This window comes from Pseudonocardia parietis (assembly GCF_017876315.1).
Lineage (GTDB): Bacteria > Actinomycetota > Actinomycetes > Mycobacteriales > Pseudonocardiaceae > Pseudonocardia > Pseudonocardia parietis.
In genome coordinates, this window is the sequence record NZ_JAGINU010000001.1 from 5,604,860 (window position 1) to 5,631,085 (window position 26,226).

Here is a 26,226-nt window from a genome sequence, read left to right on the forward strand (position 1 = left end):
GGAAGTGTCGTCGGGACAGGGAGGGCGCGGCGGTCACTCGAGGTTCGCGTGCAGGCGCCACAGCTCGCGGGCCTGGCTACCGCCGCTCTTCCACAGCGTGTGGAACAGAGCGTCCGTCACCACCAGCACGGACTGCTCGAACAGGCTGCCGGCGTACTGGACCGACGTGCTGCCATCGAAGTCCTGCTTGTCGGCGGCCGGGACGACGAGCACCTCGGTCGCGATCTCGGCCAGCGGCGAGTCGACCGACGTGGTCAGCGCGATCACGTCCGCGCCCTGGTCACGAGCCGTCTGCGCGGCCCGCACCACGCGCGCCGTCTTGCCCGAGCCCGATGCCGCCACCAGGATGTCGCCGTGGCCGATCGCCGGGGCGGTCACCTCGCCGACGACGTGGGTGGGCAGCCCGAGGTGCATCAGCCGCATCGCTGCCATCTGCAGGGCGAGCCCACTGCGCCCGGTCCCGAGGGTGAACACCTTCGGCGCCTTGAGCAGCAACGCCCCGGCCCGCGTCCACGCCTCGGGCTGGATCGCGGCGATGACCTTGTCCATCTCGCCCACCACGGCGCGGGTGGCGTCCGAGAACAGACCGGGGTCGAGCTGCGTCGATGTCTGAGTCAACGGAATCTCCTTCTCGTGAGTATCAAGTGGTTCATCTCAGCTGCGTGGATTTCACGCTGCGCCGGGCCGCGTCGACCACGGCCTCGGTGGTGATACCGAACTCCCTGAACAGGGTCGTGAAGTCCGCCGAGGCACCGAAGTGCTCCAGCGACACGATCTCGCCGGCGTCGCCGGCAAACCGGTGCCACGGCTGCGCCACACCCGCTTCGACGACCACCCGTGCCCGCGCTGCGGGCGGCAGCACCTCGTCCCGGTAGCTCCGGTCCTGCCGGTCGAACCACTCCACGCACGGCATCGACACCACGCGGGTCGCGATCCCGTCGGCCTCGAGGACCTCCCGGGCCGCCACGGCCAGCTGGACCTCGGAACCGGTGCCGACCAGTACCACCTCCGGAGAACCGGAGGATGCCTCGGCGAGCACGTACCCGCCGCGAGCGACCCCCTCGGCGGACGTGCCCTCCAGCGTCGGGACGTTCTGGCGGGTGAGCGCCAGCCCGGCCGGACCACCGGTGTCCTCCAGCACCGCCTTCCACGCGTGCGCGGTCTCGTTCGCGTCGGCCGGGCGCACCACGGACAGGCCGGGGATCGCGCGCAGCGACGCCAGTTGCTCGACGGGCTGGTGGGTCGGGCCGTCCTCGCCGAGGCCGATCGAGTCGTGCGTCCACACGTAGACGACCGGCAGTCGCATCAGCGCGGCCAGGCGCACCGCCGGGCGCATGTAGTCGCTGAAGATGAGGAAGGTGCCGCCGTACGGCCGGGTGCCACCGTGCAGCGCGATGCCGTTGAGGATCGACGCCATCGCGTGCTCGCGGATGCCGAAGTGCAGCGTGCGGCCGTACGGCTGGGCCGTCCAGGCTTCGGTGGAGATCTCGGCCGGGCCGAAGGAGTCCGCGCCCTTGATCGTGGTGTTGTTGCTCTCGGCCAGATCCGCGGACCCGCCCCACAGCTCGGGCAGCACATCGCCGAGCTCGGCCAGCACCGCGGCCGATGCCTTGCGCGTGGCGACCCCTCCGCCGCCGACCTCCCAGCTGGGCAGGCCGTCGGCCCACGCGGCCGGCAGCTCACGGTCGCCGATGCGGTCCAGCAGCGCCTTGCGCGCCGGGTTGGCCTGCGCCCAGGCGTCGAACTCGACCTGCCACTTCTCGTGGTCGGCCCGGCCGCGCTCGGCCGCTGCGCGGGTGTGGCGCAGGACGTCGTCGTCGACCTGGAACCTCCTCCCGGGGGCGAAGCCGACAGCGCGCTTGACCGCGGCGAGCTCCTCGGCCCCCAGCGCGGCGCCGTGCACCTTGCCGGTGTTCATCGCGGTCGGTGCCGGGTAGCCGATCACGGTACGCAGCACGATCAGCGTCGGGCGGGCGGTCTCGGACCTGGCCTGCTCGATCGCCGCCAGAAACCCGGTGACGTTCTCACCGCCGTCGACCGTGAGGACGTGCCAGCCGTAGGCCTCGTAGCGCTTGGCGGTGTCCTCGGACAGGGCGATGCGCGTGTCGTCCTCGATCGAGATCTCGTTGCTGTCGTAGATCACCGTCAGGTTGCCCAGCTGCTGGGTGCCTGCCAGGGACGAGGCCTCGGAGGTGACGCCCTCCTCGATGTCGCCGTCGGAGGCGATCACGTAGACCTGGTGGTCGAACACGCTCGTTCCCGGCTCGGCGTCCGGGTCGAACAGCCCCCGCTCGCGGCGGGCCGCCATCGCCATCCCGACGGCGTTGGCCAGTCCCTGGCCGAGCGGTCCGGTGGTGGTCTCCACGCCCTCGGTGTGCCCGTACTCCGGGTGGCCCGGTGTCCGGGAACCCCACGTCCGCAGGGCCTTCAGATCGTCGAGTTCCAGGCCGTAGCCGGCGAGGAACAGCTGGACGTACAGGGTGAGGCTCGAATGCCCGGCGGACAGCACGAACCGGTCCCGCCCGAGCCACTGTGCATCTGCGGGGTCGTGCCGCATGACGCGCTGGAACAGCGCGTAGGCGACGGGCGCGAGGCTCATGGCCGTGCCGGGGTGACCGCTCCCGCACTGCTCGACCGCGTCCGCGGCCAGCACGCGGGCGGTGTCGACCGAGCGCTGGTCCACATCGGACCAGTCTTCGGGGGCTCGCCAGGTCGTCAGGCGAACGAGCTCGTCAGCGGATTGGTGTGGTGACATGGACGGGACTCCCTGAGTTCGCCGGGTGGGTCGGTCAGCCGGTGGCGCGCTTCTTGAGCTCGGCCGCGGCAGCGCCGGGGTCGGCGGCGCCGTAGATCGCTCCGCCGGCGACCGCGACCACCGCACCGGCCTCACGCACCGACGCGATCGTGTCGGCCTTGACCCCACCGGCGATCGAGAACGCCACCCCGGCCTCCCGACCATCGGTCAACAGCTGCGCGATCGAGTACCCCGGACGGGCCTGCTCGTCGAGACCCGCATGGATCTCCACGAACGACACACCCAGCTTCGCCACCTCACGGATCCGGGCCACCCGCCCGTCCACCACACTGATCATGTCCGCCACGACCTGCTTGCCGTACTTCTCCCCGGCCGCGACAGCACCACGCACGGTGTCGTCGTCCACCGCACCCATCACCGTCACCAGATCCGCGCCCGCCTCGAACGCCAGCTCCGCCTCCAGCGCACCCGCATCCGCGGTCTTCAGATCGGCGAACACCAGCTTGTCCGGATGCGCAGCCTTGATCGCCGTCACCGCCGCGATACCCGCCGACTTCACCAACGGCGTCCCCAACTCCAGAATGTCCACGTGCTCGGCCACCTGGTTCGCCAGAGCCAACGCCGACGGAAGATCCAGAACATCCAACGCCACCTGTAGCTGCACGACAATCCCCTCACGATCACGAGTTCCACGATGTCCGCACAACCATCACGCGCACCCCCATACACCGGCAACGCCCCAGCACATGCGAAAAACCAATCCCCGGATACACACCGCAAATAGCCACACACCGGCCCCCGCTCCTACGCTCGAGGCCGTGTCGAATCAGCCGTTGATTGCGCCGTCCATTCTTTCCGCCGACTTCTCCCGGCTCGCCGACGAAGTGGCCGCTGTGCGCGGTGAGCCGGGCCGCGGCGCGGACTGGCTGCATGTGGACGTCATGGACGCGCACTTCGTGCCGAACCTCACCCTGGGCCTACCGGTCGTGAAGTCGCTGCTGGCCACCACGGACCTGCCGGTGGACTGCCACCTCATGATCGAGAGGCCGGATCACTGGGCGATCGGCTACGCGGAAGCGGGTTCCCACAACGTCACGGTGCACGTCGAGGCCGCCGAGGATCCGGTCATGCTCGCGAAGGACCTGCGCGCCGCGGGCGCGAAGGCGGGGCTGGCGATCAAGCCGAACACACCGCTGGAGCCGTACCTCGACGTGCTCGCGCACTACGACACCCTGCTCGTGATGTCCGTGGAGCCCGGCTTCGGCGGCCAGACGTTCATCGCCGACGTCCTGGGCAAGGTGCGCACGGCGCGGAGGCTGGTCGACACCGGCCACCTGAACCTGATGGTGGAGATCGACGGCGGCATCAACGCCGACACCATCGAACAGGCGGCCGAGGCCGGCGTCGACTGCTTCGTCGCCGGCTCCGCCGTCTACGCGGCCACGGATCCCGCGCACGCGGTCGAAGCGCTGCGCAGCCAGGTCGAAGCGGTCTCCGAGCGATCGACCTGATCAGATACCGACCTGATCAGATGCCGAGCATGCGCCGCAGATCCGGGGCGTGGCGCCGGGAGACGGGCACGAGCTCCTGGGGCCCCCGAGAGTCCATGATCAGAAACAGCTCGCCCTTGATGCCCCGCTCGACCTCCAGGACCCGGCGCAGGTTGACCAGGTAACGCCGGTGCACCCGGCGGATCCCGTAGGGCGCCAGCGACCGCTCGACGTTGTCCAGGCCACGGGTCGCGGCCTGGATCCGGCCGCGCTCCGTGACCAGCCAGACGATGTTCCGGTCGGCCTCGGCATAGCGGATCTCCGACGGAGCCAGCAGAACCAGCCGGTCATCGCGCATCCCGATGATGCACCGGGGCAGCGGGCCGACCGCCGTGTCCTCATCCTGCTCGTAGGCTTCGCCGTCCTGTGCCCCGAACTCGCACAGCATGCCCACCACATGGTTCGCGTCGACGACGGACCGCATCGTCAGCGGCACGGCCTGTTCGCCGGGACACACCGGCAGCCGCGCGTAGCCGCTCCATTCCGCGCTTCCCTGCGCCCGCCCCATGGCCCACCGCACCACGTCGGGCAGCCCGGGGATGTCCGGGCTCCAGCGCTCCGCCGGCTCGGTCGCCCCCGCCACGATGGGCGTTTCGCCGGCCAGCCCGAGCAGCGCGACTGCCGCGTCGTTCGCGGCGATCACGTTCCCACCTCGGTCCATCGCCATGAACGCACCACGGGCCTGCGCGCACCTCCTGGTGAACGCGGTGATCACCTTGTCGGCTTCGTAGATGGCGCGCCGGTAGATCTCCTGTTCCACGCACGCGACCGCTTTCGTCAGCCACGGCGGCACGAGCTTGGGCAACGACGCGTTCCACCGCGAGATGTTGATCGACGCGACCGACGCGCCGGTCACCACGTCACGGACGGAGATGCCCGCGCACGCCCACTGGTGGAACGCCTGGCACCAGTGTTCCGGCCCCGTCACGGTCACCGGGCCGGGCACCTCGAGAGAGGTGCCCATCCCGTTCGTGCCGGTGCACGCCTCCGACCACGACGACCAGGGCGCGAGATTGTGCAGCTCGGCGCGCCGCTGCGCGGAAGGGTCGCCCCAGGCCCCGAGGACGCGCCCCACCCCGTCCGTCACGGTGACGACGGCGCCGTCGCGCTCGACCTCCTTGCCCGCCAGCGCACCCACCCCGCCGAGCGCGGTGAAGATCACGCCGTTGTCGACCCCCTGGACCTCGTCGGCCCGGGCTCCCGGAGCGACGTCCAGCGTGCGGTCGACGTCGTACCGATCCCGGCACCGGTACCACGAAGCCAGGATCTCGGGCCGCACGCCCGTCTCGATGTCCTCGCCCGCGGCGAAGTCCTCCCACGCGCGAGCCACTTCCCTGGCCGACGAGGTGGCCACCAGAGAGCCGTCGGGTCCGCGATCACGTCCGCTGGGCCGACTCGGTGCGATCACCAGTGGCGGGACTCTCCCGGTCAATGCGACCTCCTTGGCGCCCGGTGCACCGGAGATCCTGGGACCGCCGGGCACTGATAGAATTGGTAAAAGTATCTCGCCGCGGCCAGACACTTCAAGACCTGTCCCCGCCGCTCGACCATATCTCCGGGGAGCTAACCGAACGGATAGGGTCGCGGTAGTACTAGCCGATCGGATAGGTCGACCGGAAACCGCGTAGATCCGGTGGAACTGCGACATACGCGTTCGAGCGGGCTCAGCCGCCGCCGCTCGTGGACGAATCACCGCTGTTTATCACTGATTCACCACCGTTCGGCAACCGTCTGCCCACGCTGGTTGCCCTCGATTCGAGGCGACGGTTAGCGTGCTCGGAAGACCATATCGCCGTGCGCCGGCCCGACGGACCAAAGGCGGTCTCCCATGGCACAGGTACGACGGCTCGAGCCGAGCTCTCGCAGCCGAGGCGACGCGACGATGCATCAGGCGTGGGAGCGGTTCGCGGGGGGCGAGGACGAACTCAGCGGCGTGCGGCCCGAAATTGCGATCTCCTGGCATCGGTGCCGGGACCAGTATCGGGTGGACCCCCGCCTCACCAAGGCTCCGTCGGCGGTCGCCGAGGTCGACCACGGGTTGGAACACGACGTCGTGATCGCCGAACTCGGTTTCCGCGCCGCCGCGATGGCGCACGAGGTCGGCACCGTCGGCGGCATCGTGACCATCGCCGACGGCACCGGCCGGGTTCTGGCCCAGTGGGGAGACGAGGGCACGCGCGCGGTCGCCGCCGAGGCCAACCTGGCGCGCTGGTTCTGCTGGTCCGAGGCCGCCACCGGGACGAACGGCATGGGTACCGCGCTGATGTCCCACACTCCCGTGCTGGTCCGGGGAGCCGAGCACTGGTGTCAGGCCTTCCACGACTGGACATGCGCCGGTGTGGCGATCCGGGACGTGATCACCAGGAAACCGATCGCGGTGCTCAACGTCTCCTGCTGGCGCAGCGAGCTCCCCGGAACCGTGGCCACCTGGCTCGGCAACGCCGCAACGATGACCCAGCGCATCCTGCGCCGGCGCGCCAAGGACGACGGCGGCGAGCTGATGGCCGCCTTCAACCACTCCAGATCGGGCTCGAGCGCACCGCTCGCGGCCGTGGACCCCGCGGGGCGGGTCGTCCTCGCCGACGACATCGCGGGCGTGCTCCTCGGCATCCCGGGCTCCACGCCCGCACCCGATCCCGCGGTGCGCTGGAAACCGGAGCTACCCGAATTCATCCAGGCCGCCAAGTACGCCGCCGATCAGGCGGCGCGCAATCCCGACTGGGCCGGCTCGACGCAGATCTACACCCGGCTCACCAACGAACCGACGCCGATCAGCTTCCGGCCGGTGTTCCTGTCCGGGCACCTGGTCGGCAACGTCGTCTCGTTCGGCGTATCGGATGGGGACCCACTGCCCCGCGCGGGAGAGGACGTCCCGTCTCGCGCGCAGCCGCGTCGGATCGTCGCGGCACGCGAGAATCGTACGGTCCTGCTCAGGACCCCTGAGGTCTCCTTCGCCCAGTCGGACGGCAACGACGTGTGGCTGTCCACCGACGAAGGACTGTTGCGCTCCGCATCACTCGGCCTCGACCGGCTCGAAGCCGAGCTGACCGAATCCGGCTTCCTGCGGGTGCACCGCCAGTACGTCGTGAACCTCAGCCGGGTCCGCGGGGTGGAGCGCCGGGACAAGGGCGAGCTGGTCCTGGTCATGGACGGCCCGGCCGAGACGATGGTGCCGGTCTCCCGGCGGAACGCACCGACGGTGCGCCGGGCGCTGGAGATCTGACCCGGCGGACCGCGGGATTCTCAGCCCCGGTACCTGTGCACGTCGCAGACGCAGTACATGAGACGGCAGCTGAAGCATGCGGGCTTGTCGACGCACGTGATGCAGCGGCCGCAGTGCACCGGGTCGGTGTGCAGCGCGAACTCGTCCGGCCCGTAGCGCTCCCCGCAGTACAGGCACGGCAGATGCTCCTGGTGCTGGGGCACCGAAGATCGGGTCATCACATCACCGTTTGTTTCCGTCGTCGGCGGCTGAAACACCGAACCGGTGGTCGAGCCGTTCGCCGGAACGGCTCGACCACCGGTCGGTACACATCAGCGGGACCTACCTGTCACAGGTCACAGGGAGAACACGATCAGCGCGGCACCGTGTCCCTGCCCGGACAGGCCCGGGACGATGCCTTCCAGCCAGCCACCCCAGCCGACCGGTACCGCGATGTACTGCTTGCCATCGACCGTGTAGGTGCTCGGGCTGCTGTGGTGACCGCTGCCGCACTGGAAGCTCCAGAGCTTCTCGCCCGTCTCGGCGTGCAGCGCCAGGAACTCACCCGCCGGGGTGCCGGCGAACACCACGTTCCCCGCGGTGCTCATCGTCGACGCGGCCATCGGCATGCCGTCGAGCCGATACCGCCACTTCTCCTCACCGTGGGAGTCGAACGCGCTGACCGACCCGGCCATGTTGTCGATGTCGACCTCGACGGCGGCACCCCAGTAGGGCATGCCTTCCTTGAACTCGCGGCGCCGCCGGGTGGCCGTGGCACCCACGTCGGCCACCGGAACGTAAAACAGGTCGTGCTCAGGGTTGTACGAGGCGTGTGTCCACTCCTTCGCGCCGGCGGGGCCGGGGAAGAAGTGGCAGGGCTCGCCCTCCTTGTCCGGGTACTTCCGCGGCATGAACTTGCCGTCACGGGTGATGACGCCCCAGTCGATCCGGTCGACGAACGGGGTGACGTGCTGCAGCTCGCCGTTGGTCCGGTCGAGGACGAACATGTACCCGTTCTTGTCGAAGTGAGCGAGCAGCTTCTTGCCGTCCCGCTCGAACAGGGTCATCTCCATCGTGGAGTCGTAGTCCCAGAGGTCGTGCGGGGTGAACTGGTAGTGCCACTTGATCTCGCCCGTGTCCACGTCCAGGGCGACCACGCTGTCGGTGTAGAGGTTGTCCCCCGGCCGGACCTCGCCGTCGAAGTCGGGAGCCGGGTTCCCGGTGCCCGCGTAGTAGAGGTTCAGCTCCGGGTCGTAGGTGCCGGTGACCCAGTGGTTCCCACCGCCGCGCTGCCAGGCCTCGCCGTCGTCCGGCCAGGTCTCCGAGCCGGGCTCACCCGGCTTCGGCACGGTGTAGGTGCGCCAGCGCTGCTCGCCGGTCTCCAGGTCCCAGGCGTCGATGTGGCCGCGCACGCCGTACTCGCCACCGGCGGAACCGGTGATGAGGAAGTCCTTGATGACGAGCGGAGCGATCGACGCGCTCTCGCCGGCCCGCACGTCACCGATCGTCTTCTGCCAGACCTTCTGACCGTTGGTGGCGTCGAGCGCGACCAGCTGGGCGTTCTGGGTCACCATGTAGACCTTGCCGTTCGCCACCGCACAGCCGCGGTTCACGTTGGCACAGCAGAGCGTCACGTCGATCGGGACCGCATGCTTGTAGCGCCACAGCTGCTCGCCGGTCTTCGCGTCGAGCGCCCAGAGCCAGCCGTCCCAGCCGGTGACGAACATGATGCCGTCGACGACCAGCGGGCAGGCCTCGAACGCGTAGGTCGAGGTCGAGGCGATCATCCCGGTCGCGCTCGCCTGGAAGATCCAGGCGACCCTCAGGTCCTTGGCGTTCCCCGCATTGACCTGGTCGAGCAGGCTGTGCCGCTTGCCGTCGTAGTCGCCGTAGTAGGTGATCCAGTTATGGGACTCGCTGCGCGCCTCGAGGATGCGCTCGTAGTTGATCCCGCGCGTCACGTCCGGCGCGCTGTGCGGCAGCTTGGAGAGATTGCCGTGGTTGAACGCCTTGCCGGCGTCGACGTACTCGATGGTCATAGTGGTTCCTGCCCTTCTACGGCCGCGGCTGGGCGGGTCGGTCGAGCTTGGCCTCCGGCGGCACCTCGCCGGTCACGACGATGGCGGCGGTCAGCCCCCGGCCCTCGTCGTTGCCGGCGGGCGAGCCGTACCAGTAGCAGCCGGGACCATCCAGTTCGAGCGTCGCGCTGCCCTTGGAATGGTTCAGCAGGCCGATGAACTGCTTGTCGCCGTTGCTGGGCAGCAGGCAGGCGTGGGTGTTCTTGTCGTCGTTGATGATCGTCAGCTCGAGGATGCCGCCGTGCGGCATGATCAGGACCCCCGGCTCCCACACCATCGCGTCCTCCGGGATCCTGATGGTCGCCTCCATCGTCCCGTCGGGACGCTCGACCGCCTTGGCGATCGAGCCGGTCCCGAGCACGGCGCCGATGGTCGCCTTGTTCTGTCCGCTGATTTCGGACAGGAGATCCTCTCGTTCCTGGGCGATCGTCATCGAACTCCACCTCCTCTTCATCGAGAAATGAGCACATCGGCTGGTTCGCGGAATTGCCTGCGAGTGAACGCTGCGCCACGCTCCAGCTTGATGCGGCACGCCGGTTACAGACGCGGATTCTGTTCTCTGCCGCAGAACCTGTAACTGATCAGTACGCTACCCCGGGATGAGCCATTCCGGAATCCCGCACCGCTACCCGGGCCGAATCCACCGTTCGCCCGGAAGTACATACCGTTCGTACCGGCCGCGTCGGCGGGCCGGAACGGACCCGGGAATCACCCGGAACAATCAGATGTCCCATACAGCTCAGGCCAGATCGAACCGGTCGAGTTCCATGACCTTCACCCATGCCGCGACGAAGTCCCGGACGAACTTGCCCCCCGCGTCGTCGCTCGCGTACACCTCCGAGAGCGCCCGCAGCTCGGAGCTCGAACCGAAGACGAGGTCGACGCGGCTCGCGGTCCACGTGACGTCGCCGGTGCCCGCGTCGCGGCCCTCGTAGATCGCCTCGGGGCCGTCCCCGTGCCGCCTCGGCGCCCACTGCGTCCCCCCGTCCAGCAGGTTGACGAAGAAGTCGTTCGTCAACGATCCCGGCGTCGAGGTCAACACCCCCACCGGGGAACCCCGGTGGTTGGCGCCGAGCACCCGCAGCCCGCCGATCAACACCGTCATCTCGGGCGCGCTCAGTGTCAGCAGACTCGCCCGCTCCACCAGCAGATGCTCCGACGGCACGCCACAGTCGGCGCCCAGGTAGTTCCGGAAGCCGTCCGCCCTGGGCCGCAACGCCCCGAACGACTCGACGTCGGTCCACTCCTGGGTCGCGTCGGTGCGTCCCGCGCGGAACGGAACCTCGATCTCGTGGCCACCGGCCCCGGCGGCGTGTTCCACCGCGGCACACCCACCGAGCACGATCAGATCGGCCATCGAGATCCGCTTGCCTCCCGGAGCAGAGGCGTTGAACCGCTCCTGGATCGCTTCCAGCACGGGCAGGACGGCATCCAGCTGCTCGGGCTCGTTGACCTCCCAGCCGCGCTGCGGATCGAGCCGGATCCGTGCCCCGTTCGCCCCGCCCCGCTTGTCGCTGTCGCGATACGTCGACGCCGACGCCCACGCCGTGGCGACGAGCTGGGCCACTGTCAGGCCGGATCCGAGGATCTCGAGTGCGAGGGCGGCGACGTCGTCGGCGTCCACCACGTCGTGGTCCGCCACCGGCACCGGGTCCTGCCAGATCAGCCGTTCGGCCGGGACGAGCGCGCCCAGGTACCGGTCGATCGGGCCCATGTCGAGGTGCGTCAGCTTGAACCAGGCCCGTGCGAACGCGTCCTCGAACTGGTCCGGATGCTCCAGGAAGCGCCGTGAGATCGCCTCGAAGGTCGGGTCCTCCCGAAGGGCGAGGTCCGTGGTGAGCATGACCGGACGGTGTGTCGTGTCCGGGTCGAAGGGGTCCGGCACGGTGCCCTCGCCCTGACCGTCGCTCGGGATCCACTGCCACTGGCCGGCCGGGCTGAGCTCGATGTCCCACGCGGACATGAAGAGCGTCTCGAAGAACGTGTGGTCCCACTGGACGGGCGTGCGCGTCCACATGCCTTCCTGCCCGCTGGAGACCGTGTCCGCCCCGATGCCGCAGCCGTGCCCGCCGAGCCAGCCCAGGCCCTGCGCGGCCAGCGGTGCGGCCGCCGGCTCGGGGCCCCCGGTCACGTTCGGGTCCGCCGGGCCGTGTGTCTTGCCGACGGTGTGCCCGCCCGCGATGAGCGCCACCGTCTCGTCGTCGTTCAGCCCCATCCGGCTGAAGGTCTGGCGGATGTCGCGGGCCGAGAGCACCGGATCCGGATTGGTGGCCGGTCCCTGCGGATCGACGTAGACGAGCCCCATCGCGGTGGCCGCGAGCGGATCGTCGAGCTCGTGCAGGCCGCGGTACCGCTCCTCGGCCAGCCACTTGCGTTCCGGCCCCCAGTACGTCTCGTCGGGCTCCCACACCTCCGGGCGACCGCCGCCGAACCCGAAGGTCGTGAAGCCCATCGACTCCAGTGCCCGGTTGCCGGCGAAGACCATCAGGTCCGGCCAGGAGATCCGGCGCCCGTACTTCTGTTTCACCGGCCACAACAACCGGCGCGCCTTGTCCAGGTTGCGGTTGTCCGGCCAGCTGTTGAGCGGGGCGAAGCACAACATCCCGGCGCCTGCACCGCCTCTGCCGTCACCGACGCGGTAGGTACCGGCGGAATGCCAGGCCATGCGCAGTACGAGCGGACCGTAGTGTCCGAAATCGGCAGGCCACCAGTCCTGCGACGTCGTCAGCACCTCGTCGATGTCCCGGGCCAGCTCGTCGAGATCCAGCGATTTGAATCGATCGGCGTATCCGGCGTCCGCGGGCCGGTGCCTGCGCAACGGGGTCAGGTCGACACGGTGTGGCCACCATCCGCAGGCACGGCCGCTCTCCGCCTGCTCGCGGGTGCTGTCCAGGATCCGGTCGTAGGTGCGGTAGACGTACGTGTCGGGATGCTCGGGCATCGTTGTCCTCCCCGATCGGCCGACGGCGACATCGCCATTGCCGGCCACCCTGAACCGCTCGAACCGCCACGAGAGAGTCGACGCAAGGCAGGCGCCTTGCGTCGACTCAGCCGAACAGAACGAGCCCTGGAGCTCCTGCCGTCAGCCCCGGTGGAAGTACCCGGTGACCTCAGCGCACACCTCGAGGACCGTGTACTCCGGAGTTTCCCACTTCATTTTCTTCCTCCTCGCTGTCGAGATCCGCGCGAACCCGAGAAATACGCCACGATTTCCGCGGTCCCGAACGACCTTCCTCGACCGCACGGAGCCGCCGCAACAGACCTCGAATCAATGGCCTGCAATCGGTGCCGAACGGCGGCTCGGGGCCCACGAGTGGAGGGGACGCCGGCATCGGCGGCCCGCGGCACGTACCGGAAGTCCACACCGGCCTCGTTTCCCCTCGGGCGGCCTCGGGCGGCCTCGTCGCCGCAAGCTGCTCGACGAGCCATAAAGACTTCCACTGCAGCTATAAAGACTTTCCATGTCGGCCCCACCGAGCCCGCGCATAGACTGCCGCTGTGCGCATCTACCTCGGTTCCGACCACGCAGGGTTCGAACTCAAGAACCATTTCGTCGGGCACCTCACCGCCCTCGGCCACGATGTGGTCGATGTCGGCCCCCACGCGTACGACGCCGACGACGACTACCCGACGTTCTGTGTCGAAGCGGCGCGGCGGGTCGTCGCCGACGGGGGCAGTCTCGGCCTCGTCATCGGCGGTTCCGGCAACGGGGAGCAGATCGCCGCGAACAAGGTGCCCGGCGCCCGTGCCGCACTGACGTGGAACGTCGACACCGCCCGGCTCGCCCGCCGGCACAACAACGCGCTGCTCGCCGGGATCGGCGCCCGGATGCACCCGGTCGAGGAGGTCGAGCGCATCGTGGACGCCTTCCTCACCACGGAGTTCGAGGGCGGTCGCCACCAGCGCCGGATCGCGCTGTTGACGGAGTACGAGCGCACCGGCGAACCGCCCACGCTGCCCGGAGAATGATCACTGCCGCGGAGGCGGCCTTGGAAGTACTGAACTGTAACCCTCACATTCCGTACTGGGTTGGGGGTCCGCCCCTGGCCGGATCGCTCCCACCGCCTCAGGAGGCTGTCCATGTCGCACGCACCCGACTCCGCTGACATCATCGTCGTCGGCGGGACCGGTGACCTGGCGATGCGCAAGCTGCTCCCCGCTCTGCACCACCGTGACCGAGCCGGTCAGCTCGCCGACGACACCCGAATCTTCGCGGTCTCCCGCGCAGGGCTCGATCACGCCGGCTACCGCGACAAGGTCACCGCGGAGCTGCGGGCCGTGGCTGGGGGTTGGTCCAACGACCCGGCCTCCCCCGATCACCGATTCCTGACTCGGTTACACCACATCACTCTCGATGTCACCGACCCGGAGGGATGGGGCGACCTCGTCGACCTGCTCGGACCGCCCGATCACCGGATTCGGGTGCTGTACCTGGCCTGCGCGCCGCGACTGTTCGGCCCGGTCTCGGTCCGCGCGCGAGACAACGGCCTGGTCGACGAGCGGTCCCGGGTCGTCCTGGAGAAACCGCTCGGTCACGATCTGACCTCCGCGCGCCGGATCAACGACGAGGTCGGGGCCGTGTTCACCGAGGACCAGATCTTTCGCATCGATCACTACCTGGGCAAAGAGACGGTGCAGAACCTGCTGGTGCTGCGGTTCGCCAACAGCCTGTTCGAACCGCTCTGGAACGCCACCGGCATCGACCATGTGCAGATCTCGGTGGCCGAGTCGGTCGGGGCCGGCAACCGCGCCGACTACTACGACGGCTCCGGTGCGCTGCGCGACATGGTGCAGAACCACCTGTTGCAGCTGCTGTGTCTGGTCGCGATGGAACCGCCGGCAGGCCTGGACCGCGACGACGTCCGCGACGAGAAGCTCAAGGTGCTCCGCGCGCTCGCCCCGATCTCCGGCGAGGACGTGCACCGCCACACCGTCCGTGGCCAGTACGGGCCCGGTCTCGTCGACGGCACCGCGGTGCCCGGCTACCGGGCTGAGCTCGAGCAGGCTGGCGCCGAGCCCTCCGGCCCCAGCGGCACCGAGACCTTCGTGGCACTGCGCGCCGAGGTGCAGAACTGGCGCTGGGCCGGAGTGCCGTTCTATCTGCGCACCGGTAAGCGGATGGACCGACGGGCCTCGGAGATCGTGGTCCAGTTCCGTCCGGTCCCGCACTCGGTGTTCCCTCAGCTCGACGGCGCCACCGCTCCGCCCAACCGACTGGTGCTTCGGCTGCAACCAGACGAGGGCGTCCGGCTGCATCTGGCCGCCAAGCACCCGGGACCAGGCGGTATTCGGCTGCACCCGGCGGCGCTCGACCTCAGCTTTGCCGATACCTTCAACCAGCGTCTGCCCGACGCCTACGAGCGGCTGCTCATGGACGTCCTGCGCGGCAACCCGACCCTGTTCATGCGCCGCGACGAGATCGAGGCCGCCTGGACCTGGGTCGAACCCATCCTCGATGCCTGGCGCGGAACCCCCCGTGGCCCCCGCCCGTACCCGGCCGGCACCTCCGGCCCCGTCGCCGCCACCGCACTGATCGAGCGCGACGGCCGCACCTGGCACGGCGACGAAGGCGAGTGACCCGAACCGGCCACCTCCACTTCTCCGGCCGGTCGACCGGTGCATCTGGTGCACGTGCTGCCCGTCATCCGTCCCCACGAGAGGACCGACGGGACATGACCAGCTTCTTTCCCCAACTTCCGACGGCCCGATCTGCACCCGACGGTGTGCGCGGTGATCGCCCGTCTCCGCGCCCGTAACGTCCCGGCGCTCGGCCTACCTGCACCAGGTCCGCGAGGCGGCGGCCTGCCGCGAGCAGGGCCGGTCCGGTCCGGCCTGGGCTGCGCTCATCTCGCCCACGGCGTGGGGGCCTGCGGAGGTCACGATCGATCGCGCTTGCTCGTCCTCGGCCGGGACGGGGCCCCTGCGCGCGTCGCGGTCGTGACCTCCTACAACAACATGCTCTCCGCGCACCAGCCCTTCGCCGATCACCCAGAGATGATCAAGATGGCGGCGCGCGATGCCGGCGGGGTTGTGCAGGTCGCCGGCGGTGTGCCGCCATGTGCGACGGCACCACCCAGGGCCGGGCCGGTATGGAGCTGTCGTTGTTCAGCCGCGATGTCATCGCACAGGCCGGGCGCGGCGACCGGGCCTGCACGGTGCGCTGCTGGCCACACGAGCGGCCGGGCACACCCACGTCCATCTCGACGGCACCCTGATCCGCACCGATCGCTCCAGGGCCCTCGGGCCCAACGCCGGGATCGATCTGTGGTGGTCGGGCGAACACCACCGCCACGGCGCGAACATCCAGCTCCTCACCGCATCTGACGGGTGGCCGCTGTGGACCTCGCCGGTCCGTCCCGGCCGGGAGCACGACACCACCTGCGCCCGCACCCACCACGGACTCCTCGACACCCTCGACGACTGGACCGACCAAACCCACGTCGTGCTCGCCGACCTCGGCTACGAGGGCGAGAGCACCTTCGAAGGCCCCGCCGGCACCTTCCGGCAACGCACCGAGCTGTCCGCCGCCCAACGCGACATCCTCACCAAGCTGGGCGTCGACACACCGAAGAAGATCATCGAACTCGGGCGACCTGCAACGCCCTGACCAGCACGAACACCACCGCCTGGACAACACCTGTCCAGGCAGTTTCTCGCGTTCCCCCGGGTCACACCCTAGATTCCGTGTCCAGGGTCAACATCAGCTGCGGAACCCGAGACCAGTACCCGCCGGCCCGGGCGGCATCGGTCAATGGCAGCGGCAGCGGCAGCCGGGCCCACTAGCGCTCGCAGAACACCCGGATCGCGCCCGGCCCGAGGCTCTCGCAGATGCGTTGCAGCCCGGCCGGGTCGTCGCTGGTGGTGAACCCCCGTTGTCCAGCTCGGTGAACCCGATCCGCGCCGCCGCGGCGGCGCGCTTGGCGTACTCGTGCCCGTTCAGCCAGATTTGACCGGGTACGGGAAGTACGCGCAGACCTTGACGAACGCCGGCCCGAATGCATCGTCGACCAGGTAGAAGTAGTACGCGGTGCCCGGCGGTCGGCCTTGTGATAGCCGAACCGGGGCAGCCCGCCACCGTCGGCATCCGGGTGATAGGTGCTCCCGGTGAACACTCGCTGGAGCTCCTGGGCCAGCCCGATCGGGGCTACCCCGGTCCGGCCTTCGCGGACGAGCCGGTCCAGGTGCGGGCGCATCACGTCGAGTTGCGTTCGCTCTTGGCGAAGCGGATCACCGGGACATCGGCGGTCGCGGCGAACTCGGTGACCGTTTTGCGGAACCGCAGCCCGATCTTTCCAGAGTCGCCGGGGACGGGATCGGGAACCCCAGATGGTGGTCAAGAAGTTGACCACCTGGCCGGACACCTGCAGGTTGTGCGCCCACCCGTTGAGATAGATCCGGTCGAAGCACTCCAGATCCAGGCCGACGTGCCCGTCGAGGACGTCGTCCACGGTCACGACACGGGTCGTCATGACACACCTCCGACGGCGTCAGCTCAGCCTCCACTGAACTCAGGGTGCTTCATCCACACAGGTCAGAGCCCCAATCCAAGCCATTCGGGTTGGGGCTCAGCCGTTACTCGGGAGAAGAACACCTAAGGACGATTCGGCGAAGCCATTACGCCCACCGCCATGACAGGGGCGACGCGCGGTCAATGGCCGTCCTCGGCCAGATAGACTTGGTCGGCGAAGCCGTCGAGCGCTGCGACGCAGTTCTGCAGCGCCTCCTCGGCCGCAGCCCGTCGGCGGGCCCCGAGCGAGTCCCGGAGGCGGACCTTGTCGAACCAGCCCCGGAGCTTGGTGAGGTCCTCGTCGTTCTCCTCCAGCTCCGCGTAGGTGAACTTCTCGGCGGCGGCCTCCTTGTCGATCTCGGCCCGAAACCCGCGGCAGCGGTCAACGATCTCCTCGTACTCCTCGTCGCGCGCGGTGTTGTAGGTCGCGACGACCTCGCCCGCACCGGCCAGGACCTCGCACCGCATCAGGTGTGCCGTGCCGCCCAGCTCGGTGATGTCCTTGCGCAGCGAGCGGAGCACACGCTCGTGGACCGTCGACTCGGGCAGCACCGCGACCGAGTTCTGCAGGTAGACCGCGCCGATGCTCTTCAGTCTCCGCCACACGCCCGCGCGCAGCCGACTCGGTTCGCGCGGGATCCGGTAGACGAGCAGCAGCCAGCCCGAGGGGCAGGTCTCGTCGTCGGAGGCGTCTTCGATCACCTGCTGCACCTTGCCACCCCGTAACCGGTCACGTCATCGACCACCGAAGTCCGGCGGCGTCCATCGCCGAGCGGCCCCACGAGGTCCATGCCCCAGACCGAATGGGTGCCCCGGACGAGAAACCGGAAATGCGCGCGGTGTGACGTACAGAAACTAACCACGGTTAGTACTAATTGATGACCGGCGAACGATTGCCGGCACCCCCGCCCGCGGGTTCACCCATTCGTATCGACGCGGTAACGGATCCCCGCCCGTTTACCGGAGTCGCCCGGTGGTCACGGATCGACCCTCGTTCGTCCTCGGGGCGTTGATGGGGCCGAAAATTTCGATCAACATCTCAGCGACAGAAAGATGACGGTTCCATCCGGGAGAGGGGTGCATGGTCGCGTCCACCGGGCGAACGTCCGTCGACGCGGTGATGACCACTGCACGGCGCCGAAGTCGATCCGATCCTGAACCACGAATCATCCAGATCGGCACAGCAGGTTCGTGCCAACGATTCCTCATCCATTTCGATCCGTTCCGGGCATACCGAAACATGCTCTCATCCGATTCCGCACCATCCACAACCGGGAGGCGACGTTGATACGTGTCGGTAGTTCGGAGAGGGAACGGGGCTGTGCTGCCATCATCGCTGTGCTCGGCACTCCACCGTCCCGCGGTGGAGTCGAACTGGGCGCGCTGCGGAACGCGGCGGACCTGGTCGAGGTCCGGGCAGACGTTCTGGGGGAGATCGACCCGTCCTGGCTGCGGTGCCGTTTCGGCGGCCGTCTCGTGTACTGCCTGCGCAGCCGTGACCGCGGTGGCAGGTTCGAGGGCCCGACGGACGTGCGGCATGCCCGCCTGCTCGCCGCGGCCGAGCGCTACGACGTGGTCGACCTGGAAGCCGACCACGATCTGGTCCCCGAGCTGCTCACCCGCATCCCGGCGCACCGGCGTCGCATCTCCTGGCACGGATCCGCCGCCGAGCACGGCACGCTCCATCAGCGGTTCGGCCGCATGGCCGACGCGGGAGCCGCGCTCTACCTGCTCACCACCGCCGTCTCCCGGGCCGAGCAGGCGTTGGCGCCGCTGCGGTTCCTCCACGCCCTCGGGCGGTCGGACGTCACGGCGTTCGGTACCGGCGCGGCCGGGTTCTGGAGCCGTCTGCTGGCCCCCTGGCTCGGTGCCCCCGTCGTGTTCGGCGGGCTGGACGGCGACGACCCCGAGGTGCCCACCGTCGACCAGCTGGTGGGCGACTACGGCTTCCCCCGTCTGCGTCCGCTCGACACCGTGAACGGCATCGTCGGCCGCTCGGTACTGGCATCGAAGTCGCCGCGCGCACACAACGCCGGCTACCGCGCGCTCGGCATCCCCGCTCTATACCTGCCCTTCCAGGTGGAGGATTTCGCGGCCTTCTGGAACGAGGTGGCCGAGTCCGGCCTGACCGCACTCGGCACCCCGATGCGCGCGGCCACCGTGGTGTCCCCGCACAAGGAGGCGGCCCTGGCCACCGCCGGTACGGCGAGTCCGGCGGCACGCGGTTGCGGGGCCGCGAACTCCCTCGTGCGACGGGGGAGTTCCTGGCGGGCCGACACGTCCAACAGCCCCGCGATCAGCACGGCGCTGGCCGGTGTCGACGAGCCCGTCTCCGGCCGCAGGGCCGCGGTGATCGGCTGCGGCGGTGCCGGCCGCGCCGCCGCCCTCGCGCTCGCCGGGTGCGGCGCCGAGCCGGTGCTGGTCAACCGCGACCGCGGCCGCGGACGGTCGGTCGCCGAGATGCTCGGCCTCAGATTCATTCCCCTCGACGAGTTCCGCGCGGACCGATACTCGCTCCTCGTACACGCGACGCCGATGACTGACCGGGCACCCTTCCGGCCGGCCGAGCTGCCCGACGACGCGGTCGTCGTGGACATGGTCTACGCCCCTGACGAGACCGCGGTCAGCAGCGAGGCTCGCGAGCGCGGACTCGCCGTCGTCGACGGGTGGGACGTGCTGCTCGCCGACGCCGGCTGCCAGTTCCACCTCATGACCGGACGGCACATCCCGACCGAGCAGACCCGAGCGTTGCTGCAGGCCGGGCGAACCCCCCGGGGCGGCGATGTCCGATCTCACTGACAGGCCCGGGTCACCTACGGCTGGAAAGGATCATCGAGTGGGCATCGACCGTACCTCGGAGGCGACGTGGCTGGAGACCCTCGCCCCTCGGCACCGGGAACTGCTCGCACGCGTCGGCGACATCGCCGACGCGTGCGCCGAACGAGCGGACGAGTACGACCGCGCGGCGGCGTTCCCGAGCAAGGACTTCGACGACCTGGCGGCCGCCGGGCTGAACGCGGCCACCGTCCCCGTCGAGCACGGCGGTCTGGGGCTCGGCCCGCTCCATGGCGACACGCTCCCGCTGTGGCTGATGACCAAGCAGCTGGCCAAGGCCGACCTCTCCCTCGGCCGGTGCTGGGAGGGGCACACCAACTCGCTCGTGCTCCTCGACGCGCTGGCCTCCGAACGGCAGCGGGCCCGCTGGTTCGAAGGCATCGTGCACGGCGGAGAGAAGTGGGTCGCCTGGAGCGGTGAGCCGCAGGCGCGCAAGCCGGGCGAGCGCACCGCGTTCGGCACGATCATCACCGAGGCCGACGGGGGCTGGGTCCTGGAGGGCACCAAGGCCTTCGCTACCAGCGCGACCGGCGCGGACCGGGCCATCCTCCTGGTCAACACCGCGGGGCCCGGCGGCGCCCGGCACGCGGACGGCCCGGCCGAGGGGTTGCTCCTGCTGGCGTGCGACCTCTCCGATCCCTCGGTCACCGTCGACGAGTCGTGGTGGGACCCGATCGGCATGCGCGCCACCGCGAGCCATGTGGTGACGTTCGACGGGACCTTCCTGCCCGACGCGGACGTGATCGGGGAACCGGGCGCCTACCTGCACCAGGGCTGGCAGAGCGCCTTCACCCCGCACTACGCGGCCAGCTTCCTCGGCGCCGCCGAGGGCGCCTTCGACTACGCGCTCGAGTACCTGCTCCGGCAGGACAAGACCGCGGACCCCTACGTCCAGCAGCGCGTCGGGAGCATGGCGGTCAACATCGACACCGCACACCTCTGGCTGGCCCACGTGGCCCGGCTCTGGGACAGCGGGCACCGGCGCGAGGCCCGGAGCGCCGGCAACCGCGCCCGCCACCTCGTCGAACACCTCGCGCTGGAGACCGTCGACCACTGCGTCCGCGCCTGTGGGGCCCGCAGCCTGGTGCGGCCCAGCCCCGTGGAACGGCTCCTGCGCGATCTGACCTTCTACGCGCGCCACGACAACGACGACCACGTCCTGGCGACGATCGGGCGGGCAGCGCTCGGGTACACCCACGACTCCTCGTTCTTCAAACCCTGACCGGGTCCGCCACGCCCTGACCGAACACCGCGCGTGCCCGAGAGAACGACCGCACGTCGACCCTGACAGGAGATCTCGTGTCGATCGCCTCCGGTCCGTCCACCCCGGCAGGTACGGGAGACGGGCCCGGGAACGCCCCCCGTGGCTATCGCAGGCGGGTGATCAGCTCCGCGTCGGTGGCCCTCGCCATGACCGCACCGGGACAGACCGCCGCCGTCTCGGTGTTCGTCGACCCGCTGATCGCATCCCTCGAGGTGCCCCGATGGTCGGTGGCCACGGCCTATGCGATCGGCTCGCTGGCAGGGGCGCTGGCGATGCCGTGGCTGGGGAGGATGCTCGACCGCTTCGGGCCACGCCGCGTCATGGCCGTCATCGGATGCTGTTTCGGGGCGATCCTGCTGGCGGCCGCCACCGTCACCGAGATCGTCGGGTTGACGGCGGCCTTTGTCGGCATCCGCATCGGTGGGCAGGGCGCTCTGAGCCTCGCGGCCACCACCGCGGTCGCGGTCTACATGCAGCGACGCAGGGGACTCGCGATCGGCATCGTCACCGCAGTGGGCACGTCGGTGATCTCGCTGGCTCCGCTGGGGCTCGAGCACCTCATCAGTGATCTCGGGTGGCGCACGGTGTGGCAGCTGCAGGGGTGGGCCGTCCTCGCCGTGACCGTGCCCGCTGCGCTGTTGGTCCTGCCACGGCGGGTGCGCACCAGCGGCGACCTCGCGGTGGGCACAGGCCCCCCTGGAGACCTGACACCCAGTGGGCCGGAGCCCGGGACGCCGGCCGGAGCCATCAGCTCCGCCGCCGACCGGACCCTACGGCAAGCCGGGCGGACCTCGGTCTTCTGGATCGTCATCGCGGGGACCGGCGTGTGCAGCCTGGTCACCACCGCCCTGACTTTCCACCAGGTGTCACTGCTGGGGGAGCGTGGTCTGAGCGTCGCCGAGGCGGCGGCCAACTTCGTGCCGCAGCTGTTCGCCGGGCTGTTCGTCAGCTTTCTGTTCGGCTGGCTGGCCGACCACGTCGGCGACCGCGCACTGATCGTCGCCGTGATGGTGATGCTCGCCCTCGCCACCGTCGGCGCCGGAGGCGTGCGCCCGGGTTGGACTGCCGTCGTCTACGGCCTGGCACTCGGCGCCAGCATCGGCGGGATCCGCACCCTGAAGGGGGTCGTGTTCAACGAGGGCTTCGGTTCCGGTCACCTCGCTACCCTGCGCGGCACGGTGCACGCGGTGATCATCGGCGCCTCCGCGCTGGGCCCGCTCGTCCTCGCACTGGGAAGGGTGTGGTCGAGCTCGTACCAGCCGACGCTCCTGGTCCTGTGCCTGCTGCCCGCACTGGTGGTCGTGGCGGTGTACCTGACCAGGCCGGTCGGGCCCGCCTCCCGGCGCCAGACCGCGCCGAGGTCGGCCGCCCCGAGAAGAGCAGCGCGCCGCGGCCCCGCTGGGCGGCTACGACTCGGACGATCGTGACCAGGGTGCGGCCCGTCGACGGCGTCCCAGCGGCATCGGCCGGCCTGGGAGAACTCGGCCGCCATCGCACCAGACCGTTGCAAAATTGCGATCGCGTCAGCGAAGATCGTTACGGGCATAGATCACAACCAGCCGTCCCGGGGCCGTCCCGTAGCGCCCGGAAACCATGGGGGGCGTCATCGGGTCGCAGAACACAATGCTTGACCTGGCGGTCACCGGCCACAGGTCGGCTCTGTTCCCACGGGCTCCGGGCCGCTCCTCGGTGCATTCGTAGCCCGCGGGATCACCCGGTGACGCCTCGGGCGTCACGCCGGAGAAAATCGGTCCGACCCTGTTGGTCGGCCCTGCGGGACCGTTCGCCTCCTGATCACCGGATCCGGCGCACTGTGGCCCGGTCCGGCGCCAGACGACAACGTAAACGATCATGTTCAGGATGGAGCTTGCTCAACGATGAGTAGTCGAATCGGAAACCGTGGGAGACGTGGAATCGGAACGGTCTCCTTACTGGCCGCCGTTCTCTTGTTGGTCACGGCGTGCGCAGGGGGAGGCGGCGGCGACACGGCCGGGGCCACCCGGCCCATCGCGCACGACATGGGAGAGACCATGGTGCCCGACCGGCCCCAGCGGGTCGTGGCGCTCGAGTTCCCCTACGTGGACATGCTGGCTTCTCTGGACGTGAGCCCGGTCGGCGTGGTCGACGACGGAGATCCGGAGAACCTGATCCCGCAAGTGCGGGAGAGGATCGGCGAGTGGCAGTCGGTCGGGACCCGGGCGGAGCCCGACCTGGAGCAGATCGCGCACCTCCAACCCGATTTGATCATCGCCGACAACGATCGTCACGCGGGGATCTACGAGGAACTGAGTGCGATCGCACCCACAGTCGTGTTCACGGTCCGGTACTCCGGGTACCAGGAGACCCTGGACGTGACCCGGAAGGTCGCGGAGGCCCTCAACAGGACAGACGAGGCGAACGCAGAGATAGACCGCCTTGACGGAAGACTGGACGCGTTCGCCCGGACGGTTCCCGAAGGCGACAACCGCCAGGCCCTTGCCATCATCCCCCGGGAACGCGGTACCGCACAGATCCAGGGGAAAGGGTCCTACGTGGCCGACGTCCTCGAACGGGTGGGGGTGCCGTATGCACCGGAAGCGGCAGCGTTCCCCGCGGACTCGGACTCCTCCTCGGTCGGATTAGAAGGCCTGGCAGAAATCGACCCCGACGTTCTGTTCGTCATGACCGACGCAGAGACCACGATGGACGACTGGGAGGGATCAGAGGTCTGGCAGAGTCTGCGCGCTGTGCGAACCGGGGACGTCTATCCGGTCGACCGCGCGTTGTGGACCCGTTCCAGGGGCCTGGTCTCGATGGAACTGATCGCAGAAGAGGGCACCGGAATGCTGTACGGCCGAGCTCCGGAGGGAGGCGGTGCGGCGGGCGTCGATCCGGGAACCGGTGGTCCGTCGAACTGACCGATCTGAATCAGGCAGGCTCATCTCAGTGTTGCGATCGCGGTACGCGCTGCTTCTCGGGCTGGTGGTCTGCACGGCGGTGCTGGTCGTGGGCTTGGTCGCCAGCATCCACTTCGGGGCGGCCCGGATCGGCGTGATGGACGTGGTGCGGGCATTCGCCGACTACGACGGTTCGCGGGACGACCTCATCATCCGCACGATCCGGGTTCCACGTGCACTCGGTGCGGCGCTGGTCGGAGCCAGCCTGGCTGTGGCCGGTGCGATCATGCAGGGGCTCACGCGCAACCCGTTGGCGGATCCGGGCATCCTCGGAATCAACGCCGGAGCGGCTTTCGCTGTGGTGACGGCGGTGTTCGTGTTCGGGACGACGTCGTTGTCGACGTACGCGCTGGTCGCCTTCGTCGGAGCGGCGGTCGCGGCCACGCTGGTGTACGGGATCGGTTCGGGGGGGCGCGGCGAGATGGGCCCGATGCGGCTGGCCGTCGTCGGGGCAGCGGTGGCGGCACTGCTGTCGTCGTTCACGACGGCGATGCTGATACTCAGCGAGCAGACCCTGGACACGATTCGGTTCTGGCTGGCCGGGTCGCTGCTCGGCCGCGACCTGGCGTTGCTGCAGCAGATATCGCCGTACGTCTGCGTCGGACTCCTGCTCTCGCTGGCGCTGAGCCGTCGGATCACGGCACTGATGCTCGGTGACGAGGTGGCCACCGGGCTGGGGCAGACGACCGGGCTCACGAAGTCTCTTGCCGCGCTCTCGGTGGTGCTGCTCGCGGGCAGCGCCGTCGCCGTGGCAGGTCCGGTGGGCTTCATCGGGCTCGTCGTGCCACACGCCGTGCGCTTCTTCGTCGGTCTGGACTATCGCTGGATCCTGCCCTACTCCGCAGTCGTCGGAGGGATCGTGCTCCTGGGTGCCGACATCGTCTCGCGTATTGCACTACGGCCGCAGGAGATCCCGGTCGGCGTAACGACCGCCCTCATCGGCGCGCCGTTCTTCATCTATCTGGCGCGATCCAAGGCACGGCGGTAGATGGGTCGCCTGATGTCGATCGTCTCCCGTCTGACCACCGGTGAGGCCACACTCCGAGCCGGACCGGTCTCACTGAAGCTGGACCTGCGCGCGACCCTGATCTTCGTCGTGCTGTGTCTGATCGTGTTCGCCGGGGTGGTGGTGAATGTCGGCTACGGCGCTTATCCGGTGCCGCCGTCGGCGGTCGTGCGCACGGTTCTCGGTCTCGGGGACGACGACGGTCAAGCCTTCATCATCAACACCGTCCGGCTGCCACGTGCACTGGTCGCCGTGGCCGTGGGGGCCGCACTGGCTGTGAGCGGGGCGATACTGCAGGGACTAACGCGCAACGGCCTCGCCGCGCCCGATATCGTCGGTGTCAACGCCGGGGCGTCGTTGGCGGCGGTGAGCCTGATCGTGGCCGTGCCGTCGGCCTCCGCGGCATATCTGCAGCCGGCGGCATTGGGCGGCGCCTTCATCGTGGCTGCGTTGCTGTACGTGCTGGCTTGGAGGGGAGACAGCTCGCCGGTCAGACTCGTGCTCGTCGGTATCGGGCTCGGCGCGACCGCCGGCGCCGGCACGACATTCATGATCACCTTCGGTGAGGTGCAACAGGTCTCTCTCGCCCTGATCTGGCTCACCGGAAGCATCTACGGCCGCGGCTGGGACGAGCTGTACTCGTTCCTGCCGTGGTTGCTACTCTTTCTCTCGCTGGCGTTGTTCCTCGCCCGCCACCTCAACGCCTTGAACCTCGGCGACGATGTCGCACACGTCATAGGCGTGCCCGTCAGGAGGACGCGTGCGCTACTCCTGCTGACGAGCGTGGTGCTGGCCGGCACCGCGGTGGCCACAGCCGGGACGATCGGGTTCGTCGCGTTGATGGCCCCACACATCGCCCGCCAGATGGTCGGCTCGTCCCACGGCAGCCTCATCCCTGTGGCCGCGGCGACCGGAGCAGCGATCGTCGTCGGCGCGGACCTCGTCGGTCGAGCCGTCCTCCCGCAGGTGGAGATCCCGGCCGGAATCGTCACCGCGATGCTCGGTGCGCCCTTTTTCATCTACCTGCTCTACAGGAGCAGGAACACATAGACCTCGAGACCCGATCGTCGAGAGAACGCCGGAGGACATGTGT

The 26,226-nt window shown here is 69.3% G+C and carries 20 protein-coding genes and 1 pseudogene; 11 read left to right on the forward strand and 10 right to left on the reverse strand.

Annotated elements, in window-relative coordinates; translation table 11 throughout:
- Positions 1–33: 33 nt before the first annotated feature.
- From hxlB to hxlA, 3 genes are read right to left on the reverse strand one after another with little or no spacing between them, the layout of a single operon-like run.
- Positions 34–618: a 6-phospho-3-hexuloisomerase gene (gene hxlB, locus JOF36_RS26265; protein ID WP_245350981.1), complete on the reverse strand. Its 585-nt coding sequence runs from the start codon at positions 616–618 to the stop codon at positions 34–36.
- A 31-nt stretch (positions 619–649) separates the two neighbouring features.
- Positions 650–2,755 (reverse strand): transketolase, encoded by a 2,106-nt coding sequence (gene tkt / locus JOF36_RS26270; protein WP_210031870.1) that lies wholly within the window; start codon positions 2,753–2,755, stop codon positions 650–652.
- Between the two features lie 34 nt (positions 2,756–2,789).
- Entirely contained in the window at positions 2,790–3,419 is a 630-nt protein-coding gene (hxlA, locus tag JOF36_RS26275) for a 3-hexulose-6-phosphate synthase (protein ID WP_210031872.1), read from the reverse strand.
- Between the two features lie 169 nt (positions 3,420–3,588).
- Here hxlA and rpe point away from each other — a divergent pair, with 169 nt between their 5' ends.
- Positions 3,589–4,266, forward strand: coding sequence for a ribulose-phosphate 3-epimerase (gene rpe / locus JOF36_RS26280; RefSeq protein WP_210036254.1), 678 nt, complete (start codon positions 3,589–3,591; stop codon positions 4,264–4,266).
- A gap of 16 nt (positions 4,267–4,282) precedes the next feature.
- On the opposite strand, the gene JOF36_RS26285 is transcribed toward rpe, so the two are convergent.
- Positions 4,283–5,827, reverse strand: a complete 1,545-nt coding sequence (locus JOF36_RS26285) for a DNA-binding protein (protein ID WP_307862607.1) — start codon at positions 5,825–5,827, stop codon at positions 4,283–4,285.
- 360 nt (positions 5,828–6,187) lie between these two features.
- Here JOF36_RS26285 and JOF36_RS26290 point away from each other — a divergent pair, with 360 nt between their 5' ends.
- Entirely contained in the window at positions 6,188–7,528 is a 1,341-nt protein-coding gene (locus JOF36_RS26290; protein WP_245350983.1) for a DNA-binding protein, read from the forward strand.
- A 20-nt stretch (positions 7,529–7,548) separates the two neighbouring features.
- On the opposite strand, the gene JOF36_RS26295 is transcribed toward JOF36_RS26290, so the two are convergent.
- From JOF36_RS26295 to katG, 4 genes are all read right to left on the reverse strand, one after another.
- Positions 7,549–7,746, reverse strand: coding sequence for a recombination activating protein 1 (locus JOF36_RS26295; protein WP_210031876.1), 198 nt, complete (start codon positions 7,744–7,746; stop codon positions 7,549–7,551).
- A gap of 117 nt (positions 7,747–7,863) precedes the next feature.
- The gene (locus tag JOF36_RS26300; RefSeq protein WP_210031884.1) at positions 7,864–9,546 is read right to left on the reverse strand and encodes a PQQ-dependent dehydrogenase, methanol/ethanol family; all 1,683 of its coding nucleotides are present in this window, start codon (positions 9,544–9,546) and stop codon (positions 7,864–7,866) included.
- A gap of 16 nt (positions 9,547–9,562) precedes the next feature.
- Complete coding sequence (locus JOF36_RS26305; RefSeq protein ID WP_210031887.1) at positions 9,563–10,018, reverse strand: MSMEG_3727 family PQQ-associated protein; 456 nt, start codon at positions 10,016–10,018, stop codon at positions 9,563–9,565.
- Between the two features lie 306 nt (positions 10,019–10,324).
- Complete coding sequence (katG, locus tag JOF36_RS26310; protein WP_210031896.1) at positions 10,325–12,526, reverse strand: catalase/peroxidase HPI; 2,202 nt, start codon at positions 12,524–12,526, stop codon at positions 10,325–10,327.
- 557 nt (positions 12,527–13,083) lie between these two features.
- Here katG and JOF36_RS26315 point away from each other — a divergent pair.
- The 3 genes and pseudogenes from JOF36_RS26315 to JOF36_RS39435 form a co-directional block, all read left to right on the forward strand.
- Positions 13,084–13,554 carry a ribose-5-phosphate isomerase gene (locus JOF36_RS26315; protein ID WP_210031898.1) on the forward strand — a complete coding sequence of 157 codons (471 nt, stop codon included), beginning with the start codon at positions 13,084–13,086 and terminating at the stop codon, positions 13,552–13,554.
- A gap of 111 nt (positions 13,555–13,665) precedes the next feature.
- Complete coding sequence (gene zwf / locus JOF36_RS26320; protein ID WP_210031900.1) at positions 13,666–15,162, forward strand: glucose-6-phosphate dehydrogenase; 1,497 nt, start codon at positions 13,666–13,668, stop codon at positions 15,160–15,162.
- A gap of 565 nt (positions 15,163–15,727) precedes the next feature.
- Positions 15,728–16,192, forward strand: a pseudogene (locus JOF36_RS39435) (transposase family protein); the annotation flags it as partial.
- A 172-nt stretch (positions 16,193–16,364) separates the two neighbouring features.
- Here the strand turns inward: JOF36_RS39435 and JOF36_RS26330 are convergent.
- Both JOF36_RS26330 and JOF36_RS26335 read right to left on the reverse strand, forming a co-directional pair.
- On the reverse strand, positions 16,365–17,054 hold the full coding sequence (locus tag JOF36_RS26330) for a hypothetical protein (RefSeq protein WP_210031916.1): 690 nt from the start codon (positions 17,052–17,054) through the stop codon (positions 16,365–16,367).
- Between the two features lie 179 nt (positions 17,055–17,233).
- On the reverse strand, positions 17,234–17,794 hold the full coding sequence (locus tag JOF36_RS26335) for a Chromate resistance protein ChrB (protein WP_210031918.1): 561 nt from the start codon (positions 17,792–17,794) through the stop codon (positions 17,234–17,236).
- Between the two features lie 636 nt (positions 17,795–18,430).
- Between JOF36_RS26335 and JOF36_RS26340 the strand changes: the two genes are divergently transcribed.
- The 6 genes from JOF36_RS26340 (at position 18,431) to JOF36_RS26365 (ending at position 26,183) form a co-directional block, all read left to right on the forward strand.
- Positions 18,431–19,891 carry a type I 3-dehydroquinate dehydratase gene (locus JOF36_RS26340; protein ID WP_210031920.1) on the forward strand — a complete coding sequence of 487 codons (1,461 nt, stop codon included), beginning with the start codon at positions 18,431–18,433 and terminating at the stop codon, positions 19,889–19,891.
- Positions 19,892–19,928: 37 nt separating this feature from the next.
- Complete coding sequence (locus JOF36_RS26345) at positions 19,929–21,149, forward strand: acyl-CoA dehydrogenase family protein (protein WP_210031922.1); 1,221 nt, start codon at positions 19,929–19,931, stop codon at positions 21,147–21,149.
- Between the two features lie 158 nt (positions 21,150–21,307).
- Complete coding sequence (locus tag JOF36_RS26350; RefSeq protein ID WP_210031931.1) at positions 21,308–22,618, forward strand: MFS transporter; 1,311 nt, start codon at positions 21,308–21,310, stop codon at positions 22,616–22,618.
- A gap of 591 nt (positions 22,619–23,209) precedes the next feature.
- Positions 23,210–24,088 (forward strand): ABC transporter substrate-binding protein, encoded by an 879-nt coding sequence (locus tag JOF36_RS26355; RefSeq protein WP_210031933.1) that lies wholly within the window; start codon positions 23,210–23,212, stop codon positions 24,086–24,088.
- A gap of 28 nt (positions 24,089–24,116) precedes the next feature.
- Positions 24,117–25,115 carry a FecCD family ABC transporter permease gene (locus JOF36_RS26360; RefSeq protein WP_210031935.1) on the forward strand — a complete coding sequence of 333 codons (999 nt, stop codon included), beginning with the start codon at positions 24,117–24,119 and terminating at the stop codon, positions 25,113–25,115.
- Between the two features lie 12 nt (positions 25,116–25,127).
- On the forward strand, positions 25,128–26,183 hold the full coding sequence (locus JOF36_RS26365; RefSeq protein WP_210031937.1) for a FecCD family ABC transporter permease: 1,056 nt from the start codon (positions 25,128–25,130) through the stop codon (positions 26,181–26,183).
- Positions 26,184–26,226: the final 43 nt, after the last annotated feature.

Coding starts and splice junctions, on each gene's coding strand:
- tkt (WP_210031870.1), bottom strand. CDS start 2,755: ATGTCACCACACCAATCCGCTGACGAGCTCGTTCGCCTGACGACCTGG.
- JOF36_RS26290 (WP_245350983.1), top strand. CDS start 6,188: ATGCATCAGGCGTGGGAGCGGTTCGCGGGGGGCGAGGACGAACTCAGC.
- JOF36_RS26295 (WP_210031876.1), bottom strand. CDS start 7,746: ATGACCCGATCTTCGGTGCCCCAGCACCAGGAGCATCTGCCGTGCCTG.
- JOF36_RS26300 (WP_210031884.1), bottom strand. CDS start 9,546: ATGACCATCGAGTACGTCGACGCCGGCAAGGCGTTCAACCACGGCAAT.
- JOF36_RS26305 (WP_210031887.1), bottom strand. CDS start 10,018: ATGACGATCGCCCAGGAACGAGAGGATCTCCTGTCCGAAATCAGCGGA.
- katG (WP_210031896.1), bottom strand. CDS start 12,526: ATGCCCGAGCATCCCGACACGTACGTCTACCGCACCTACGACCGGATC.
- zwf (WP_210031900.1), top strand. CDS start 13,666: ATGTCGCACGCACCCGACTCCGCTGACATCATCGTCGTCGGCGGGACC.
- JOF36_RS26330 (WP_210031916.1), bottom strand. CDS start 17,054: ATGACGACCCGTGTCGTGACCGTGGACGACGTCCTCGACGGGCACGTC.
- JOF36_RS26355 (WP_210031933.1), top strand. CDS start 23,210: ATGGGAGAGACCATGGTGCCCGACCGGCCCCAGCGGGTCGTGGCGCTC.
- JOF36_RS26365 (WP_210031937.1), top strand. CDS start 25,128: ATGTCGATCGTCTCCCGTCTGACCACCGGTGAGGCCACACTCCGAGCC.